Source organism: Caballeronia udeis (assembly GCF_044909315.1).
Lineage (GTDB): Bacteria > Pseudomonadota > Gammaproteobacteria > Burkholderiales > Burkholderiaceae > Caballeronia > Caballeronia udeis_A.
On record NZ_JBIYEB010000002.1, the window covers coordinates 82,490 to 101,006 of the forward strand.

At 61.9% G+C, this 18,517-nt stretch carries 18 protein-coding genes; 5 read left to right on the forward strand and 13 right to left on the reverse strand.

Going from position 1 to position 18,517, the window contains the following annotated elements; genetic code table 11:
• Positions 1-39: 39 nt before the first annotated feature.
• The 7 genes from ABH944_RS03185 to ABH944_RS03215 form a co-directional block, all read right to left on the reverse strand.
• Positions 40-792, reverse strand: coding sequence for an SDR family oxidoreductase (locus ABH944_RS03185; RefSeq protein ID WP_404604616.1), 753 nt, complete (start codon positions 790-792; stop codon positions 40-42).
• Between the two features lie 61 nt (positions 793-853).
• Positions 854-1,720: an NmrA family NAD(P)-binding protein gene (locus ABH944_RS03190; RefSeq protein ID WP_404604615.1), complete on the reverse strand. Its 867-nt coding sequence runs from the start codon at positions 1,718-1,720 to the stop codon at positions 854-856.
• A 301-nt stretch (positions 1,721-2,021) separates the two neighbouring features.
• Positions 2,022-2,606: a YceI family protein gene (locus ABH944_RS03195; protein ID WP_404604614.1), complete on the reverse strand. Its 585-nt coding sequence runs from the start codon at positions 2,604-2,606 to the stop codon at positions 2,022-2,024.
• A 49-nt stretch (positions 2,607-2,655) separates the two neighbouring features.
• Positions 2,656-3,216 (reverse strand): YceI family protein, encoded by a 561-nt coding sequence (locus tag ABH944_RS03200; protein ID WP_404604613.1) that lies wholly within the window; start codon positions 3,214-3,216, stop codon positions 2,656-2,658.
• Between the two features lie 233 nt (positions 3,217-3,449).
• A complete protein-coding gene (locus ABH944_RS03205) occupies positions 3,450-4,394 on the reverse strand; it encodes an ABC transporter substrate-binding protein (RefSeq protein WP_404604612.1) in 945 nt (314 codons plus the stop codon).
• Between the two features lie 85 nt (positions 4,395-4,479).
• Positions 4,480-5,508: an ABC transporter permease gene (locus tag ABH944_RS03210; protein ID WP_404604611.1), complete on the reverse strand. Its 1,029-nt coding sequence runs from the start codon at positions 5,506-5,508 to the stop codon at positions 4,480-4,482.
• Positions 5,501-7,057: a sugar ABC transporter ATP-binding protein gene (locus tag ABH944_RS03215; protein WP_404604610.1), complete on the reverse strand. Its 1,557-nt coding sequence runs from the start codon at positions 7,055-7,057 to the stop codon at positions 5,501-5,503. The genes ABH944_RS03210 and ABH944_RS03215 overlap by 8 nt, the downstream gene beginning before the upstream one ends.
• 303 nt (positions 7,058-7,360) lie before the next feature.
• Here ABH944_RS03215 and ABH944_RS03220 point away from each other — a divergent pair, with 303 nt between their 5' ends.
• Complete coding sequence (locus ABH944_RS03220) at positions 7,361-8,050, forward strand: FadR/GntR family transcriptional regulator (protein WP_404604609.1); 690 nt, start codon at positions 7,361-7,363, stop codon at positions 8,048-8,050.
• Between the two features lie 373 nt (positions 8,051-8,423).
• A complete protein-coding gene (locus tag ABH944_RS03225; RefSeq protein ID WP_404604608.1) occupies positions 8,424-10,679 on the forward strand; it encodes a TonB-dependent receptor in 2,256 nt (751 codons plus the stop codon).
• Positions 10,680-10,819: 140 nt separating this feature from the next.
• On the opposite strand, the gene ABH944_RS03230 is transcribed toward ABH944_RS03225, so the two are convergent.
• The 6 genes from ABH944_RS03230 to ABH944_RS03255 form a co-directional block, all read right to left on the reverse strand.
• The gene (locus tag ABH944_RS03230) at positions 10,820-12,466 is read right to left on the reverse strand and encodes a PepSY-associated TM helix domain-containing protein (protein ID WP_404604607.1); all 1,647 of its coding nucleotides are present in this window, start codon (positions 12,464-12,466) and stop codon (positions 10,820-10,822) included.
• Positions 12,467-12,470: 4 nt separating this feature from the next.
• Positions 12,471-12,785, reverse strand: a complete 315-nt coding sequence (locus ABH944_RS03235; RefSeq protein ID WP_404604725.1) for a hypothetical protein — start codon at positions 12,783-12,785, stop codon at positions 12,471-12,473.
• A gap of 2 nt (positions 12,786-12,787) precedes the next feature.
• Positions 12,788-13,084, reverse strand: a complete 297-nt coding sequence (locus ABH944_RS03240) for a hypothetical protein (protein WP_404659288.1) — start codon at positions 13,082-13,084, stop codon at positions 12,788-12,790.
• Between the two features lie 599 nt (positions 13,085-13,683).
• Complete coding sequence (locus ABH944_RS03245) at positions 13,684-13,947, reverse strand: hypothetical protein (protein ID WP_062083764.1); 264 nt, start codon at positions 13,945-13,947, stop codon at positions 13,684-13,686.
• A 101-nt stretch (positions 13,948-14,048) separates the two neighbouring features.
• The gene (locus ABH944_RS03250; protein ID WP_404604605.1) at positions 14,049-15,188 is read right to left on the reverse strand and encodes a Rieske 2Fe-2S domain-containing protein; all 1,140 of its coding nucleotides are present in this window, start codon (positions 15,186-15,188) and stop codon (positions 14,049-14,051) included.
• A gap of 388 nt (positions 15,189-15,576) precedes the next feature.
• Positions 15,577-16,212, reverse strand: coding sequence for a DUF938 domain-containing protein (locus tag ABH944_RS03255; RefSeq protein WP_404604604.1), 636 nt, complete (start codon positions 16,210-16,212; stop codon positions 15,577-15,579).
• A 316-nt stretch (positions 16,213-16,528) separates the two neighbouring features.
• Between ABH944_RS03255 and ABH944_RS03260 the strand changes: the two genes are divergently transcribed.
• The 3 genes from ABH944_RS03260 to ABH944_RS03270 all read left to right on the forward strand — a co-directional run bounded on the left by ABH944_RS03260 (position 16,529) and on the right by ABH944_RS03270 (position 18,510).
• Positions 16,529-16,663: a hypothetical protein gene (locus tag ABH944_RS03260; protein WP_404604603.1), complete on the forward strand. Its 135-nt coding sequence runs from the start codon at positions 16,529-16,531 to the stop codon at positions 16,661-16,663.
• 38 nt (positions 16,664-16,701) lie between these two features.
• Positions 16,702-17,268 (forward strand): ankyrin repeat domain-containing protein, encoded by a 567-nt coding sequence (locus ABH944_RS03265; RefSeq protein ID WP_404604602.1) that lies wholly within the window; start codon positions 16,702-16,704, stop codon positions 17,266-17,268.
• Positions 17,269-17,424: 156 nt separating this feature from the next.
• Entirely contained in the window at positions 17,425-18,510 is a 1,086-nt protein-coding gene (locus ABH944_RS03270) for a hypothetical protein (RefSeq protein ID WP_404604601.1), read from the forward strand.
• Positions 18,511-18,517: the final 7 nt, after the last annotated feature.

Genomic DNA, 18,517 nt, shown 5'->3' on the forward strand with positions numbered 1-18,517 from the left:
CCTTGTCTCCGCTTTCGCCCCTGTCGCCGCGACGCTCGCTTAAACCAGCACCGCCCCACCATCCACCACATGCGTCTGTCCCGTCGCGAATCCACTTTCCATCAGGAACAGATACGCCGCCGCGACATCCCGCGCTTCACCCACTCGCCCGACCGGAAGATGCTTGCCGACTTGTTCGTACATTGCCTGCCGGTCCTCTTCTGACATGTTCTGCCACAGGTTCGTTGCGAGCATTCCTGGAGACACTGCATTCACGCGCAACGGCGCCAACTCGACGGCAAGCGTGCGCGTTAGCGCTTCCATCGCGCCGCACACACTCGCGCCGAACGCCCAGCCGCTGCGCGGACGCAATGCCGCGATACCCGTTGTCAGCACGATCGAACCGCCTGCCGCGATATACGGCGCGCCATATTTGACCGCGGCGAGCGCGCCCCAATAGCGGATATGGAAGGCTCGCCTTGCCAGCGATAAATCCGTCGATGCAATCTCACCGAGCCGCAGCGAATCGCCTGCGGTGAACACCAGATGATCGAAGCTGCCAGCCGCGTTGAAAAACGCTTCGATAGCGTGTTCATCGGTGAGATCGAGCGCGTGGCCCTCGGCATTCGATCCGAGTGCTGTGACGGCAGCCTCGACACGGCCCGCATGACTCGATGCAATCACAACATGTGCACCTTCCGCCAGCGCATACTCCGCCACCGCGTAGCCGATACCCGATGAACCGCCAAGCACGATCACTTTCTTGCCACCGAGGCGGCCTTTGGAGGCCGTGTTTTCTTCCGCCCTGGTCATGGGTTGTACTCCTTGATAAAGATGAATACCGCAAGCGAAATCCTTGGAAATCGATGCTCTTCTACGAAGCTTTTTCAATCAACGATTGCAACACCGTATCGAGCGGCACACGGCCTTTGCGCACTTCGTTTTCAGCGCCTTCGAAGCAGATCCACTCTTCGTTGAAGCCGTCGATCATCTGCATGCGCGGCGTCGGGTTTTTCATCCCTTGCGAACGAAACAAGTCTTCCCACGTGTCACGCGGTACGGTGGTCATGCGAACGTCGCGGCCGAGCAGGCGAGCAAAGCTCTCGGCGATCATATTGGGTGAAATACGCTGCGGCCCTTCCAGTTCCACAATGCGGCGTCCCGTCCACGACTCATGCAGCAGCTCCGCCGCAACGCGGCCAATATCCGCGGTTGCGACCATCGGCACGGGTTTGTCGAGCGGCTGCAAGAAGCTCGGCACGATGCCCGAATCGCGGGCAGGCGCTACATCCCACGCAGCGTTTTCGATGAACCACGCGGCGCGCAGGAAAGCCACGGGCATGGGCAGCGTGCCCAGTTCCTGCTCGAGGATTTGCAACTGGTTCAGCAAATTCGGCTGCGTGGCTTGTGCGCCTATGGTGGACAGCACGACGACTTTCGACGGCTTCGAAGCCGCGAGAGCGGCCCGCAACGTGGCGATAGTCTTGCGCGCTTCGGGAAAGCCCGGCGTAGGGTCGAACGTCGGCGGGAGCAGAACAAACACGCCTTCCGCACCTTCGAATGCGTGTTGCAATGCCTGTTGGTCGTTGACGTCGGCGAGTGCGACTTCGCAGCCCTGCTTCGCCCAAACCTCGCCCTTTGCTGCGTCGCGAACGACGGCGCGAACATCGTGGCCAGCGGCCAGCAACAAACGCGCAACAACGCCCCCAACCTGCCCTGTGATTCCGGTCACTGCATACATGGTTTTCTCTCCAGGAAATTAGGCAGCGAGCGCTGCGTTGGAGAGGATTGTGCGAGGCGGGACCCGGTTTGACGATAGCCCCGATGTCATTTCATTCATGACATAGGAGCATTGATCTTGGATTCGGCAATGACATGCGAGTAGCGCCGAATTGTAGTCACGGGACGGACTACGTGGCCCCAAGCGCGGACTCGAGCGGAGCTTACAAGAAACTAAAAAGCCGTCCCCGCATAAGCTGGAACGGTCTCTCTTTCCTGAACGACCGGCGCGACGATCTTCACGCCGGCATCCATCAATAAATTTACTGCCTCACGCCTTCAGCTTGAATATGCAGCGTCGTCTTCATCTTGAAACCGTACGCCTTGCCGTAGTCCACGCCGAAGTCGCCGCGGTCAAACGTTGCCGTCGATTCCGTGCCGCACACTTCCTTCTTCAGCATCGGGTTCGTGAAGCACTTGAACGATTCGATCTTCAGGTTCAGCGGCTTCGTCACGCCATGCAGCGTCAGCTCGCCAATCACTTCCACCGGCACATCGCCCTTGAACTTCATCGACGTTCCCTTGTAGGTCGCTGTCGGGAACTTGTCGGCGTCGAAGAATTGCGCGCTCTTCAGTTCGCCGTTCAGCTTGTCGTTGCCAATATCGATCGATGTCATGTCGATAGTCGCATCCAGCGTGCCCTTCTTGGCCGCGCGATCGAGCGTCACCGTGCCGCTGCTCTTGTCGAATTTGCCGCGCCAGACCGAGATGCCGCCGAAGTGGTCGGCCTCGAAGCTCGGGTACGTGTGGTTCGGGTCGAGCTGATACGTGACTTCTTCAGCCATCGCGTTAAACGAAACGGCCGCGAAAAGCGCGCCTGCGGCTGCAATCAGAAGGTTCTTTTTCATGAGTTTTCCTGGATGAATGTTGAAAGCGATGAACGCTCGTTTCTATGGCTTATTTCTTGGCTGCCACGAGGTGGAACTTGATGACAACTTCGTCGGCCACGACCGAGGTGTCTTTCCATTCACCCGAGCCGACATCGAACTGCGTGCGCTTGATAGGCAGCGAGCCGTCAAAGGTTTGCGTTGCGCCCTGGCTCGTGACCGTAACCGGCACGGTGACGTTCTGCGACTTGCCTTTGATGGTCAGCTTGCCGCTGACGTTGAACTTCGTGCCGCCGGCCGGCGCAATGGCGGTCGACGTGAACGTGGCGGTCGGGAAGTGCGCCGTATCGAACCAGTCCTTGTCGGTCGCCTGCTTGTTGTAGCTGTCATCGCCGAGATCGTAGCTGCTGGTATCGATACTGATGCTCGCGCTGCCGGCAGCCGGCTTGGCCGGATCGAAGTCGAGTTGCGCGGTGAACTTCTTGAACTTGCCTTCAACCGGCACGTTCATTTGCTTCGATGTCGCCGTGACCGTGCTCTTGGCCGTGTCGACCTGGGCTTGAGCGGCGCTGGTGAATAGAGCGGTGGCGGCGCAAGCCGCTAATAACCATCGGTACAAGGGTGTCTGCATATCAGGCTTAGGATCGTAATCGATGCAGCATGGTATGCGAGCAGATATGCGGCGGATAGCCACGCGGCGGGAACAGATTGTTCTACGGGTGAAGATAATGGAGGAATGGGCAACACGAACTTAGCCGGTGTCAGGTAGAACCAACGGGCAAAAAAAGCGCAGCACGAAAGGATTACCCTGCAATCCCTTCGCACTGCGCATGACCCTCACCGCCCCCATGCAGGGGCCGGCGATCAATACAACACGTTCTTCGCCACCGGCTGATCAATATTGCCTTTGTCGACCATGACCACGCCCGTATCGACAAACTTCGGCGGCGACTTCTTCTCAATGACGCCAATCACCGTCTGAATGCCCTTGTAGCCCATCTGATACGACCCCTGCACTGCTATTGCCTGGATCGTTCCGTCCTTCACGAAGTTCTGCAGATCCGCATTGCCGTCGAATCCAACCGCAATCACCTTGCCGGCCTTGCCCGACTGCGCCAGCGCGCGGCCCATCCCCACGGCCGTCGGCTCGTTTGCGCCAAAAATTCCTTTCAGGTCGGGATTGGCGGCAAGCACGTCGGTCGTCTGGTTAAGCGCGTTCGCCATTTGCGACTGCGAGTAGAACGGTCCGACCACCTGCAACTTGGAATGCGCCGCCAGATACTTGCGGAACCCGCCCACGCGCCCCACTTCGGACCCCGCGCCGGCCACATACGACATCAACGCAATCTTGCCCGTCTGCCCCACCCGCGAGATCAGCGCCTGAGCGCACATCTCGCCGGCCTTTTCGTTGTCGGTGGACAGGAAAGCCTGGTAATACGGCTTGCCCGAATCGGACAGCGCCGAATCAATGATCACCACCGGAATATGCGCTTCCCACGCCTTCTTCACGGCCGGCACCAGCGCGTCCGGGTCCGACGCCGCCAGCACGATCCCTGCGACTTTCCGGTTCACAGCGTTCTCGACCATGTTCACTTCGGCGGCTATGTCGGATTCGGCGGCCGGGCCCTGGAAGGTCATCGTGTAACCCTTCTCGGTGACCAGGGCCGCGGTCGCGCCCTTGTTGACGTTTTGCCAGTAATTCGAATCGGCGCTCTTCACGATCACGGCAATCTCGCCGCCCGCCGCAAACGCGCTGCTCGCAGCAACGGCAAGCACCGCAGTAAACATCGCCTTCGTAGTCAGTTTCATGTCTCGCTCCTGTTGATTTTGTAAGACCCCGCGGGCCCCTTGCTCTCTTCTGCATCGCGAACGCTCCAGACGCGTTCGATGAAACTCATCTCCGGTTCCGGATCTGGTCAATCCACACCGTCCCCAAGATAACCAGGCCGATGATGATCTGCTGGATGAAACTCGATACCCCGTTCATGTTCAGCCCATTGCGCAAAATACCGATCACGAACGCGCCAATCGCCGTGCCGGAGATCGTGCCCACTCCTCCCATCAGCGACGTCCCGCCAATCACCGCGCTCGCGATGGCATCGAGTTCGTACATCACGCCTTCGTTGGGCTGCGCCGTCACCAGCCGTGACATCAGCACGCATCCGGTCAGCCCCGCGAGCGCGCCGGACAGCACATAGGTGAACAGCTTCACGCGATTCACGTTCACGCCGGACAGCCGCGCCGCCTCCGCGTTCGACCCGACCGCGTAGATGTGCCGCCCGAGCGAGGTGCGGCTGAGCATGATGGCAACCAGCACCGCCAGCACGACCATGATGATCACGGGATACGGAATGCCGGGAAACACGATGTCGGGAAACCCGTCCGAGGCCATGCGGACCACGCGAAAGAGCGAGCCGTTGCCGAGTTCGGCGAAGGAATCGCCAAGCCCCGAGACCGGCCGCGCGCCGGTAATCTGCAAGGCCACGCCACGCGCAACCAGCATCATTCCCAGCGTGGCAATAAACGGCGGCAAGCCCATGCGCGTCACGAACAAGCCGTTGAACGCGCCGCAGATCGCACCCACGATCACGCCGCCGAGCATGCCTATGGGCACCGGCACGCCGGCTTTCACGAGCAACGCGGCGGCCACGCCCGACAGCGCGAGCACCGACCCGACCGACAAGTCGATACCGCCGGTAATGATCACGCACGTCGCGCCGAGTCCGAGATAAGCGATGGACGTCACCTGCAACGCCACGGTCATGCCGTTGCCGAGCGACATGAACGCGTTGCTGGTCGCCGAGAACACGACCACGAGCATCACCAGGCTTCCCAGCGCCGCGAACTTCTGGATCAGGTCCTTGCGGCGTTCACGGGCACGGGCACGGTCGGCGTGCGCCGGGTCGGTAGTCATCTCAAGCATGGGTGATCCGTCCTGATGCGTAGTGCATGATTTCTTCCTGATTGGTTTTGCGGGTCTCGAGCACGCCCGCTATCCGGCCTTCGTGAAACACGGCCACGCGGTCCGTCATGCCCATGATCTCGGGCAACTCCGAGCTGATCAAAACAACACCGATGCCCTGCGCCGCGAGCCGGTCCATGAGTTCATAGATTGCGTATTTCGCACCGACGTCGATGCCGCGCGTGGGTTCGTCGAAGAACAGGATCTTCGATTCGCGAAACAGCCATTTGCTGATCACGACTTTCTGCTGATTGCCGCCCGAGAGATTGCGTGTGATCTGGTTCACGCCCGGGGTACGGATGCCCAGCGCATCGATATATTTGCGCGCGACCTTCGCCTCCTCATCGAAGCGGATAAAGCCGCCCGCGCCCGACACGGCCTCCACGTTCGCGAGCGTGATGTTCTTCGCGACCGTCATCTGCAGCGCGAGACCATTGCCCTTGCGGTCCTCCGAAAGATACGCAATGCCGTTGCGGATCGCGTCGATAGGCGAATGGATCGACAAGCGCTTGCCTTGCAACTGGACTTCGCCCGCCTCGACCAGATCGGCGCCGAACACGGCGCGCGCCACTTCTGTGCGCCCCGAGCCCATCAATCCCGCAAACCCCAGGATTTCTCCGCGACGCAACTCGAAGCTCACCGGCCCGAACACGTCGCGGCGCGTGAGGCCTTTCACGCTCAGCAGCACGTCATTCGTCGGCTGCGATTTGCGTTCGGGGAAGACATCGTCCAGATCGCGGCCGACCATATGCGAGACCACTTGCTCGATGGTGGTGGCGGCGAAGTCATCGGTGGAAATGGTGCGGCCGTCGCGCAGCACCGTGACGCGATCGGCGATCTCCGCGAGCTCGTCCAGCCGATGCGAGATATAGACAATGCCCACGCCCGCCGTGCGCAGCTCCTTGATGATCCGGAACAAATGCACGGTCTCGGATTCAGTCAGCGACGACGTGGGTTCATCCATGATCAGGAGGCGCGCGTTGAGCGACAGCGCCTTCGCAATCTCGATCATCTGCTGCTGCGCGACCGACAACGATCCAACCAGCGTGCGCGGCTTCAGCGACAGGCCAATGCGATCAAGCGCCGCCTGGGAATTCGCAGCAAGCCGCGCCCGGTCGATGAAAAACCCGCGCTTCGGCTCCCGCGCGAGAAAGATGTTTTCCGCGATGGACAGATGCGGGATCAGGTTCAGTTCCTGGTGAATGATCGCGATGCCCGCCGCCTGCGCCTCGAGCGTGGACGCGAAATGGTGCTCGCGGCCGTCGATGTAGATCTCGCCCTCGTCCGGCCGGTATTGGCCGCTGACGATCTTCATGAGCGTCGACTTGCCCGCGCCGTTTTCACCGCAAATGGCATGCACCTCGCCCGCGCGGACATCGAAACTGACGTTTTGCAGCGCGATCACGCCGGGGAAGCGCTTGCCGACGCTGTTCAGGCGCAGCAGGGGCTCGTCCGGCATGGCGTGCGGCGCGGCGGTACGTGGCGCGCGCTGTTGGGCTGCCGCGTTCATCGCTGGGTCTCGTCGACTCGTATGAGCATTTGCACCGGCGTTGTCTCCTCGGCAGGGTCACGGGTCGTGGGGGGCTGGCGCCGATCATTGTTCAGGCACCAAAGTGGTCAAGCCAATTTTACATTTCAGCATCTGGCCTTACCTGTTGCGAATGATAATGGCGTTATGCCCACTCTGGAATCGCGGTATTTACCCTTATATTCATTGGCATGCTGGCCGAGCGATGCTGAAAGCAATTGGTCAAGCCACCTTACTGGTCAAGCCACCTTACACTCCGATCCCGGCACGATGCCCCCACTCCCCATGACGACATCTGTAAAACCGGTTGAAACGCGACGGCTGTATCAAACCATCGCCGATCAGATCAACATGCTGATCCGCCACGGCAGTTTCGCGGCGGGTGCGCGCCTGCCGCCCGAGCGTGAGCTGGCGCAGCAACTGGGCGTGTCGCGGCCATCGCTGCGCGAAGCGTTGATCGCGCTCGAAATTCGCGGTCAGGTCGAGATCCGGATGGGCTCCGGGGTGTACGTCTGCGGCGGCGGCACCGAGGCGCCGCTGACCTCCATGGGCGAGAGCCCTACCGAGTTGATGCAGGCACGTGCGGCCATTGAAGGATGCGTGATCGTGCTGGCTTGCACGCGCTTGACGCCGGACGGAACGGCGCGGCTGCAAAAGAGCGTGGAGTCGATGCGTGAATTGATCGCGGCAGGACGCTCGCCGCTCGAACCGGACCGGCAGTTCCATATGACGCTGGCTGACATTGCGGGAAATTCAGTGCTGACCCGGCTGGTCGGCGAGTTATTCGATGGCCGCAACGACCCGATCGCCGCCAAGGTGAGCGGACTCGCGGAAAACATCACGACATGGGGCGTCGCGCTCTCCGAGCACGAGCGAATCTTGCGGACGCTGGAAGCCCGCGATCCCATCGCCGCACAGGCCGCCATGCGGTCGCATTTGAAGGCGTCGGAAGAACGCTGGGTTGGCGGCGTTTGATGACCTGAAGGACGTTCAAGCTTTCAATCGAATCTCCGCGCCCCTTCCCGGCCCGCTCCGGCCCTGGAAAATCAACTCGAAGACTCGCCCAACGCGTGATGAAACACGCCCCGCCGCCGCAATGGCCGGCATGCGTCCGGCCGCGTCGCATCCTTATCCAGCAAGCCTCCCGCCAAATCCCCGGTTCGCTGAGATCGTTATCATTTTTTTGCGATTGAAAATGATAACGATTCGCATTTGTGTATAATTAGTCAGCTACTTCACAAACATCCGTCACCTGTCTGACAGCCAAAAAATCTACAACAACGCTCCGTTCGCCGCCTCTGATGACGGCATTACGGGGTGCAATCACGACCCTCTCTTGCTACTTCACATGCTCGCTATCAACCTGCACTCGCTTCGCGTCCGGCCGATGTCCGCCGCCGCCCGCCACCTGTTCTTTTGCGCGGCCATGCCGCTTGCGCTCGGCCTTGCCACGAGCGGTAACGCGCGGGCTCAAAGCGCCGATGCCGCAAAACCGAACTCATCGGGCACGCCGGCGGAATCGGCCGATACCGCCAAGACCCTGCCGGCCGTCAAGGTCCAGGGTACGGCCGACGTCCTTCCCGGCGATCGCGCGCCCGCCTACGGCGGCGGTCAGGTGGCACGCGGCGCCAGCTTCGGCGTGCTGGGCGAACAGAAGATGATCGACGTGCCGTTCAGCATGACGACCTACACGGCGAAGCTGATTGAAGACCAGCAGGCGCGCACGCTGGCGGATGTCCTCGATAACGACCCCGCCGTGCGCTCGGGTCTTGGTTACGGCAATCAGGCGCAGGTTTTCGTGATCCGCGGTTTCCAGCTTACCGGCGACGACATCTCGCTCAACGGCCTCTACGGCATCACGCCGCGCCAGTTGGTGGCGACCGAAACGCTGGACCGTGTGGACGTGTTCAAGGGCGCCAACGCGTTCCTGAATGGCGCGTCGCCAACGGGCTCGGCTATTGGCGGCGGCGTCAACCTGGAGCTCAAACGTGCCGACGACAAACCCCTTACGCGCGTGACGGTTGAAGGATCGGCGTCGGGCGAACTAGGTACGCACGTCGACGTGGGGCGTCGTTTCGGCAGCGAAGGCCAGTTCGGGATTCGCGTGAACAGCATGGTCCGCGACGGCGAAACCAGTGTCGACGATGAACACAAACGCAGCACCGCAACGTCCGTGTCGCTCGATTATCGCGGCGACAAGCTGCGCCTCTACGGCGACTTCCTCTATCAGCGCGAGCGCGTGAACGACGGCCGTCCGACGGTCAACCTGACGGGCACGAACATCGTGATCCCGGCGGTGCCTTCGGCGTCCTATAACTATGCGCAAACGTGGTCATACACGGCGCTGGAGGACACAGTCGGCATCGCGCGGGCGGAATACGACTTCCTGCCCGGGTGGACGGCTTACGTGGCGGGTGGCGTCCATCACGCGAACGAGCATGGCGACTACTCGTCGCCGACCTATAACGGCGACACCGGCCTGACGACCGCCACCCGCCTGGGCGTGCCGCGCAAGACCGATGCGTACTCGGCCGAAGCCGGCGTGCACGGGCGGTTCGCGACCGGTCCGGTGACGCATTTCGTCACGGCGGGCGGGTCGATCACGAGCATTAAAGACAGTTCGGCGTACGACTATTCCGGCAGCTATTCGACGAGCCTCTACGACACCATCCAGGTGCCGCGGCCGACGGCCTCGCCGGTCGGCAATTTCGCGAATCCGTTCGAGACCGACAGCACGTTGATCCGAAGCGTGGCTGTATCCGATACGCTGGGTTTTCTCAACGACCGGGTGCTCTTCACGCTGGGCGCTCGCCGCCAGGAATTGCACACGAACAACTACGCGACGGCGACGGGCGCGCTGACATCGTCGTACGCGGATGCAATCACTACCCCGATCCTTGGACTGGTCGTAAAGCCTTGGCAAAACGTCGCGTTTTATGCGAACCGCAGCGAAGCATTGGCTGCGGGCCAGCAGGCGCCGCAGACCGCGTTGAACTACGGCACGAAGCTCGCACCGGCGCGCTCGAAGCAGTACGAAGTGGGCGTGAAATACGATGTGAATCGCTTTGGCGCATCGTTCGCGGCGTATCAGATCGAAGAGCCTTCGGCTTATACGAATCCTGCCGGAATTTTTGCGGAGAACGGGAAGGAGCGGCATCGCGGGCTGGAAGCCTCCGTGTATGGCGAGCCGTTGAAGGGCGTGCGGCTGCTGGCGGGTGCATCGGTGATCAAGGCTGAATTGCTCGATACCTATCAAGGCTTGACCGATGGCAACCATCCGACCGGCGTGCCGAACTTCCTGTTTAACCTGGGCGGCGAGTATGACGTACCGGTGGTGCCGGGCCTGACGTTGACGGCGCGTTTCCTGCACACGGCGAAGCAATACTTCAATGTCACCAATACTGCGTCGATCCCTTCATGGAACCGGTTTGACGTGGGTGCGCGGTATGCAACGAACCTGTTCAGCAGGAGTACGACGTTCCGCGCCAGCGTGATCAATGTGGCCAACAAGGCCTACTGGGCGACGGCATCAACATCCGGACAGGGCTACATCACGCAAGGCGCACCCCGCACGGTGTTGTTCTCGATGACGACCGATTTCTGAACGGTTGCACGCAGTGGGCCGCTCGCGCCGGTGGCCGGGTGGCGGTGATCCCGGGCGCTGCGGCCCCGGGATCAACCTGCTTTTAGCAAAGGCAGAATCCCGCTTCATACCAAGGTGGAAACGAGACCACCCACCCGGCTTCATTTATCGACGGCCAGCCCGGCGGCCCAGACACTATCCCGCCGCCCTGCTGCCACCCGCCGCGCAGTCGCACGCCACATCCAGGCAAAACACCCTGCTCCAATCGCAGCGCAAATGTCTACGCCGACCGTAGAAGGCTCGAACCACAAACGTGTCGATGGAACGAGCCAGCCGATAACCGAGGCGAGCGGCACGAGCAATGTCGTCCCCGTCGCCAGCGCGAGCAATTCGACCGATCCTCGCGCCCCGCCGCGCAAGAACGCCCAGGCAATACTTGCCAGAAACACCGTGTAGTAGATCCAAGCGTGCCACGCAGACATATCGGCGACGCGCCCATTCAGCCACTTGCCCGCCGCGAACGTTGCGGAAATACCCGCGATGCACCCAAGCGTTACGCCTACCGTCAGCGCCGCCATGAAATGCGCCGCACGCCGCTGCCTTGGGGGTGCCGAACCGGAAGCTACATCGCCATTCGCAACCGCTTCACCGCGTGCAGAGTCAGCACGGCGCTCAAGCTTCCGGCGGCTCTCGATCCAAAGCAAATTGCCGGAGTAAAACAAGAACGCGCCCGCCAGTCCAAGGAAAAAATATCCCCATTGAACCGGCGCTCCGCCGTAACTTCCGAAGTGCAACGCAAAGAACGCGCTGGTCGCGGCAGACCACGCGTTGCCATCGGCGGCGCCGGGGAGAAACTGGGCATTCAGGAAACGCCCGGTCACCGGGTCCAGCAACGCAAACCCGCCGCTACGAGCAAGATAGCGAGGATCATCGCCCCGCACAAAGACGGTCGCGCCCGGTGCACCCGCCCCTCGATAACTCAACTCCTGCGGTTCGAACCCCGGCGCACGCTGCTTCACCGCCGCCAGGATCTGAAGCGGTGGAAGCAAGCTTACGGAGCCGCCCGGCACCACCGGCGCCTTCGCGAAATACGGGTTCTGCGCCGTCATGGTGGCATCGAGCGCACCGTTGTAGATCACGCGATCCTGTACAGCGAAGATATAGTCGTTCAACCCGAACGCGACCACCGACAACGCCATCACTACGTGAAACGGCAAGCTCAGGATGCCGATCACGTTGTGCGCATCCAGCCACATCCGCTTGAGGTTCTTGCCCACCCGCAGCGCGAACAAGTCCTTGACCAGACTCGGCAACAACACGATCACACCCGACACCAGCGCCAGCCCGTAAAGCAACGACACAACGCCCATCACGCCCATGCCGACACTGAAGCCGCCGGGAATGCCCGCCGTCATGTGCAGGATATCGATGAAACGCGCGGCATTCGATGTCACCCGCGCATGGGTTTCGAGCTTGCCGCCGGCGTTCAGTGTCGCGGTGACACGCTGCGACTGGCCACGCGGGCGCCATGAAAGACTCGCCGCTCCGGCGGCCTCCAGCCGCAGCGTGAACTGCCGCCGCGCCGCCGGATGCGCGGCCAGCGTCTGCTCGATCACCGCAGACGCCTGCTCGAGCGGAAATGTTTGAGCATGCTCAAACGCCGGCAACGGCGGCGTGACCCAGTCGTCGAGCGTGTCCTTGAACATGGTGATCGCGCCGGCATAGAACGCGATAAAAAGCGCAAGGCCGGCAACAATGCCCGTCCACGTATGAACCGTCTTATAGACGCGAATAACGTCGCTGCGCATGGGGTTATCGAGTGAAAAAATGACGTGCAAGGGCGAGCAACGCAAAGCCCGCGAGATTGGCGCCGCCAAGCCAGGCCCACGCGCGCAGGCCGCTTCGGAACACGAAACTGACGCTCATTATGCCGATCCATACCGGCGGCACAAGCCACATCGCGACCTGGAATTTGTTCTGTATATCGAGTGCGCCGGGCGTGAGGCAGGCAAGCAGTCCGCTCGCGGCTATGCCGAGACCGAAACCGCCGGCCACGCCCGCCAGCGTCTTTGACAACCAGTCCCGCGACAGCGCGTTGCGCTCTTTCGCAGGCCGCCCTGCCTTCACGATCAACGTGTCACCCGCGGAGCGCCGCCAACCCGAACCCGATCGACCATCACGCCGATAAACGGACACGCAGTCAGGCACGCCATGGCTGCCGTGAACACAATGGCAAGCGAGGTGGCAGGATGCAGCCCGCTCGCGCCGATAACAAACGCCGCAAGGCTGGAAATCGCCGCGAGCGTTCTGAAAAGCCTCGACGGCAACGGAGCGCGCAGCCAGCGCTGGCCAGGCGCGGCGAGATAAAACGCGAGGGCTCCGGCGATCGCGAACAGCACGGATGCCGGCATGAAAAAATCTTGCATGGAGAGCGTGCAGAGGTGCGGTCCCAATCTGCGAAAACGGATTGAGATGTGTTATTGAGAATCATTATCATACAGAAGTTTGCGATGCGCGGGGCATCGCCGTCCTTCACGGGCGATCGCCGGTCTGAACGATGCTGCGTAAAAGCATGGAAGGACAGCGGGAATGTCCGTGCCTTCATCACGCCTTCACCATGCAAACGGCCCGCTTGAAGCGGGCCGTGGATGACCAAAACGTGCTGCGGGAAACAGGAATCCGGAAGCCGAAGCGAGGTGAAGATCAAACGAGCGGACGTTTGAACGCGCCCGTCTGCAGGCCTTGCGTCATTGTGTCACTGCGTCACTTCCAATCCGCCGCTTCCATTACTGCCGCTTGGACGCCTCCTTCTTCAGTTTCTTCGCCTCTTTCTTTTCTTTCGGCGATTTGACAGCGACCTTCTTCTCGGTTTTCTTCGCGTCCTGGCTCTTACTCATGATGTGCTCCGTGGTTGACCTTGCATTATTGCCCGAGCCGTTACGCTTTGGAACATGAGCGACATAAAAATCCATCGCCGGGACCGGTTGCACGACTCGAGGCTAAAACCAAAACAAAGCTAAAACGCTTAGTCGATTTTCGAGCGCAGCTCTTGCGCGCTCACTCTCAACGCCTGATAGCCGGACCGTGCGTGCTCCGGCAAATCCGGATCGCCGATAAGCGTGCCCAGTGTCTCGATCACGCTGTAGAGAATGCCCTTGGCCGCGCCTGCGGCCATGGCGCCCGACGCGTAGGAATGATCGACGTGGCTGATGGCGGCATCGAAGTGGTCCTGTTCGGGGGGCTCGTTCACCGCGGGCTTGACCGGGTTCTCTGTCGAGTTGGGTTCCATGATGGTCGACCTCTTCTGGTTAATACTTCATGACTGCGACGTCTTGACTAAGACGTTGTTACTGCGGCGTTTTGTCGTGTACAACCATCGGCCGCCGGGTGTCAGTCGCTGATCGGCTGGATCATGTGCACACGACGCTCCGTCGCGGGTTCCCGAACCGGCGCGCCGCATTCAGTGAGTAGCTTGCGCAGTTCGAGGATGACCGGGAAAACCTCGTGGTTATGATCGGCGCCTTGCCGGTCATGCGCTTCCTGCTCGCGCTCCACAATCCATCGGTCTTCCTTGAAGATACGCTCGGTGAACCACACCAGCAACGGCCACGCGGCATCCAGGATGCCCGGTATTTTCGGCCGGCGGATGGACAGCAGGCCAAACGTGCGGTTGGTGCGCTGCTCGGCGTCCAGCGGCACGTACGCGATCCACAGGTCCATCACCATGGTCTGGTCCTTGGTGCGGATCCGGAGCGTCTGGTACGGGTACTCCGTACGGATCGTCATCACGTCCTTGTTGTTCTCGTCGGGCTTCGTGCCGCGCTTCTGGCTGAACACCAGCGCCTCGCCGATCGGCTGCTTGCCCTCCTCGCGCGCGAACGTGTAGTTCACTTCCACCCAGTCTTCGCCGCGGGTGCGCCCGACCGAGCGCGCCTTCATCTGGCCCATCTGCTTGCGATGCAGGAACTGATGATTCATGTCCATCAGGTTCTCGTGCATGAAGGTGTAATGGCACTTCACTTCACGCCCGAAGCGGCGGGTTTTGTAGGCTTTATCGCCAACCGAACCGAGTGCGGGAAACGGCGTGGTCTCGGCAAGCAGCGGGTCGCCTGGGAAAATGAAAATCAGGCCGGCTTCTTCGCGGCATGGATACGAGCGCACACCGTTCGGCAGGCGTTCGCGCCCGAGATACGGGACGTCGATACAGCGTCCGGTGCAGTCGTAGGTCCAGCCGTGATAACAGCAACGAATGGATTCGCCGTCGACCACGCCCGCGTGCAGCGGCACCTGCCGATGCGCGCAGCGGTCTTCCAGCGCGAACACCTTGCCGGTTTCCGTGCGCACGAGCACGACGGGATCGCCCGCAAAACGGACGCCATGCGCCTTGCCGCGTTTTACTTCCCGCGACCAGGCAACCGGGTACCAGTGATCAGGGTGAATATCGACGCGGCGCAGATCGCGCGCCGGCGGTTGAATTTGTTGTGACGGAAGTTCGCTTTCAGCGACGTCCTGTTGCAGCGCTACATGCATGTACGATGCCTCCGCTTGAGGGTATCGGCAAAAATGGACCAAAAAACGGACGAAAAAGGTGCCTTGAGGAGACGTTGCAACCAAAGGCCTAACGCAGTCTACACGCCAGAGCACAATTGAGGCGCGACACGGGGTGGCTGCGGGCACCGGAAGCGGGCCGGACGGGCCTGCGCAGGCGCTGCGGCGGCGGTTTTGCAGCACTTCGCCACCCGGCCGGAGCACATTCCCATGATATTTTTGCAACGCCCTTTGCGGGGTCCCCTGCACCGTCCATCCGCCGTTGCGGAACCATTCAGGCGAGCTCCTGATCGAACCGCCCTGTGTTGGATCCGGCCGCCTGAATCTGTCCACGAAGTCCGGCGGCTTCAGCCTCGATACATCGGATTCGTCAGATGCCGGTGCGCCTGAATATCAGGCAGAAGTTGTTCGCGGGCATGGGCACGGCTTGTTCCATCCACAAGTCCGCGGCGCGCCCTAGCTCCACTACGTCTTCCATATTCCGAACGCCCCAGGCGGGATTGGTGGCACGAAGCTGGTTGTCGAAGGCTTCGTTGCTCGGGGCGGTATGCGCTCCGTCGCGCTTGTAGGGTCCGTACAAAAAGAGCACGCCGTCGCTTGTCAGGCGCTCGCGGGCCCCCTGGAAAAGCGCTTGGGCTGCCTCCCACGGCGCGATATGGATCATGTTGATGCATACGATTGCCGCAAGCGAATCCGGCACGTTCCAGGGCGTCGAGCGGACATCCAGGGCTACCGGCGCGTTAAGGTTGGCGAGTGAAGCGTGCTTGCGCCAGGCTTCGATGGAGGCACGCGAAGCCGCATCGGGATCGCTCGGTTGCCAGGTGACGCCAGGCAGCGCGGCGGCGAAGTGGACGGCGTGCTGCCCCGTGCCGCTCGCGATTTCCAGGACCACGCCGGCCTTGGGCAGGACACGGCTCAGTACCTCGAGAATAGGTTCACGATTACGTTCGGCAGCAGGCGCCGAGCGGCGGAGGGTATCGGAATTATCGGCGTTGTCGGGGCTCACGGTGCGTTTCCAGATGAAGTGCTGGCGAGCGTATGCGCGCGGTAGGCCCAGGTCAAGCAAAGTGCAACCGGCCGCCTTGCCGGCGAACACGAGGAAAACTGCCGATGACGAATGGCGAATGGCGAATGACGCGAGCCTGATCGGCCCGCCGATGAAGACGCACCCCTTAGAATGACGCTCCGGACACGCTGTCGGGACAGGAAGCAAGGCTGACCGGAGAAGGCGCGAATCCTGCTATCCCGGTGCGGCCTGCCGGCAAACCTGTGTATCCTGACGCACTGATCGAAACCGCGAACGACCGCAGGACCGCTGCCGAATGGAACCCAGGGAACTGAAAGAACCGAAGCAACCGAACGCACCGCCTGCCCTCGAACGCCAATCGAACGCTGCACGCAGTACCAGCCGGACATCGCCCGACCCGGCGCGCCGCATCAATCCCGGCATCGAATAGCGGCCGCACCCGTCCATGCAATCCTAGTGGAGCCTCCCATGCAACCCGATTCATCCGCCGGCAAGCCCGGTCAGAGCGCGGAACCCTTGAGCGACGAGCTCATCGATTTCGCGAGCGAGGTCTTCGACGTAGCCCGCCGCGGCGACGCCGCCATGCTCGAAACCTTGCTGCATAAGGGTCTGCCGCCGAACCTGCGCAACGACAAGGGCGACACGCTCGTCATGCTCGCGAGCTATCACGGCCACGCCGATGCGGTGCGTGTGCTGCTCGAACACAAGGCGGACCCGGACCTGCGCAACGACAACGGCCAGACCCCGATTGCGGGCGCGGCGTTCAAGGGTTACAAGCCGGTTATCGAAGCATTGCTGGAACATGGCGCGGACGTGGAAGGGGCATCGCCGGACGGACGTACCGCGTTGATGATCGCGGCCATGTTCAACCGCCTGGAGATGGTTGAATTCCTGATCGGGAAAGGCGCGAACCCCGACGCGAAAGACGCGAACGGCTTCACCGCCCGCGACGCCGCCGCGAAGATGGGCGCACCCGATACCGTCGCGCGGCTAGCGCAGGCGACCGAGGCAAAGTTGCGTCCGCCGGGCGTTTGAGCGAAGCCGGACGACGCAGGCGCAGCCGCTCTCGCGCGCCGGTCGTCCGATCCTTACGTTCCTGATCGCCTCTCCCCCAACCCCAAGCGCCGTCGATAACCCGCGCGACGGCGCACGAACTTACTGAAGGCAGTCCCGCAACATGGAGCTCTTGTGATGAGTGGCGGTTTCCCGCTTCGAGCGTACGAGTGGCACTGGCGAACAGTGGCCAGGTCGCTTGCAATCCTCCTTGTCCTGGCCGTCATGTCGGGATGCAGCCTGTTCCCGGTTCAAGCACCCGCGCCGATCGTCGACTTGTCGACTCCGCAGCCGGCGAGCGAGCCGGAGGTCGTGGAGCCGGAAGAAGTGCCTGCATCGGCGCCAGTCGCGACGCAACCCCCGGTCGAGCCCAAAGTGCCTCGCCCCGCGCCCAAACGGCGTGTAGTCGTACCGAAAAAACCGCCGCCGCCTCCGCCGCCGCCCGTCGAGGAAAAAGCGCCGCCCACACCGCCGCCGCTGCTCACCACGCGCATCATGCAGCACGAGCAGATCCGCGGTTTGCTCGACAGCGAGATCCAGCGACCGGACGGCAAGGTGATCGGCCGCGCGGTGGACATGTATGCCGATGCCACCGGCAAACCGAAGATCATGATCGTGAACCTGGCAGGGTTCCTGGGTGTGGGAGACCGTAAGGTGACCTTCCCGTGGACCGCGTTCCGCTTCAATCCGGCCACGAAAAAAGCGCCCATCACGTTCGCACTGCCAACGCCCGGCAGCAACGGTGCGTCGAACGCGGCAAAGGCGAAAGCTCAGGACGCATCGGCGAGGCCGGGCTCGGTCAACGACATTCCGCCGACGCTCGCTCAACTCATCGACTCCACTGTCTTGCAGAAAAGCGGCGCGCGGATGGGCCGCGTAGTCGACGTGCTGATCGATGCCGATGCGCAACCCCAGGCGCTCGTGATCGATCTCTCCGATTCCCTCGCCGCCGACAAGCGGCAAGTCGCCGCGAACTGGCCCGACCTGCACGTGGTCTCGCGCAACAAGGTAATGCAATTGCAACTGGACTTCACCGACGTACAGATCAAAGCCGCTCCGACGTACTCGCCCGATCAGCCGATCAAGATCGTTTCGCCTGTCGTCCCGCCACCGGAACCGGCCGCGTCGCCTGAGCCAGCTTCGGCTGCGGCTGCGGCCTCCTCCGGCCCGGGGTCGGCTGCGAAAGCCGGATCGGCGGCCGTTGCGCGCCCCTCGAAACAATGAGGACGAT

Excerpts from the sequence above, each read along its gene's own strand:
- ABH944_RS03185 (WP_404604616.1), bottom strand. The coding sequence starts at position 792 with ATGACCAGGGCGGAAGAAAACACGGCCTCCAAAGGCCGCCTCGGTGGC.
- ABH944_RS03190 (WP_404604615.1), bottom strand. The coding sequence starts at position 1,720 with ATGTATGCAGTGACCGGAATCACAGGGCAGGTTGGGGGCGTTGTTGCG.
- ABH944_RS03195 (WP_404604614.1), bottom strand. The coding sequence starts at position 2,606 with ATGAAAAAGAACCTTCTGATTGCAGCCGCAGGCGCGCTTTTCGCGGCC.
- ABH944_RS03200 (WP_404604613.1), bottom strand. The coding sequence starts at position 3,216 with ATGCAGACACCCTTGTACCGATGGTTATTAGCGGCTTGCGCCGCCACC.
- ABH944_RS03205 (WP_404604612.1), bottom strand. The coding sequence starts at position 4,394 with ATGAAACTGACTACGAAGGCGATGTTTACTGCGGTGCTTGCCGTTGCT.
- ABH944_RS03210 (WP_404604611.1), bottom strand. The coding sequence starts at position 5,508 with ATGCTTGAGATGACTACCGACCCGGCGCACGCCGACCGTGCCCGTGCC.
- ABH944_RS03215 (WP_404604610.1), bottom strand. The coding sequence starts at position 7,057 with ATGAACGCGGCAGCCCAACAGCGCGCGCCACGTACCGCCGCGCCGCAC.
- ABH944_RS03220 (WP_404604609.1), top strand. The coding sequence starts at position 7,361 with ATGACGACATCTGTAAAACCGGTTGAAACGCGACGGCTGTATCAAACC.
- ABH944_RS03225 (WP_404604608.1), top strand. The coding sequence starts at position 8,424 with ATGCTCGCTATCAACCTGCACTCGCTTCGCGTCCGGCCGATGTCCGCC.
- ABH944_RS03230 (WP_404604607.1), bottom strand. The coding sequence starts at position 12,466 with ATGCGCAGCGACGTTATTCGCGTCTATAAGACGGTTCATACGTGGACG.
- ABH944_RS03240 (WP_404659288.1), bottom strand. The coding sequence starts at position 13,084 with ATGCAAGATTTTTTCATGCCGGCATCCGTGCTGTTCGCGATCGCCGGA.
- ABH944_RS03245 (WP_062083764.1), bottom strand. The coding sequence starts at position 13,947 with ATGGAACCCAACTCGACAGAGAACCCGGTCAAGCCCGCGGTGAACGAG.
- ABH944_RS03250 (WP_404604605.1), bottom strand. The coding sequence starts at position 15,188 with ATGCATGTAGCGCTGCAACAGGACGTCGCTGAAAGCGAACTTCCGTCA.
- ABH944_RS03260 (WP_404604603.1), top strand. The coding sequence starts at position 16,529 with ATGGAACCCAGGGAACTGAAAGAACCGAAGCAACCGAACGCACCGCCT.
- ABH944_RS03265 (WP_404604602.1), top strand. The coding sequence starts at position 16,702 with ATGCAACCCGATTCATCCGCCGGCAAGCCCGGTCAGAGCGCGGAACCC.
- ABH944_RS03270 (WP_404604601.1), top strand. The coding sequence starts at position 17,425 with ATGAGTGGCGGTTTCCCGCTTCGAGCGTACGAGTGGCACTGGCGAACA.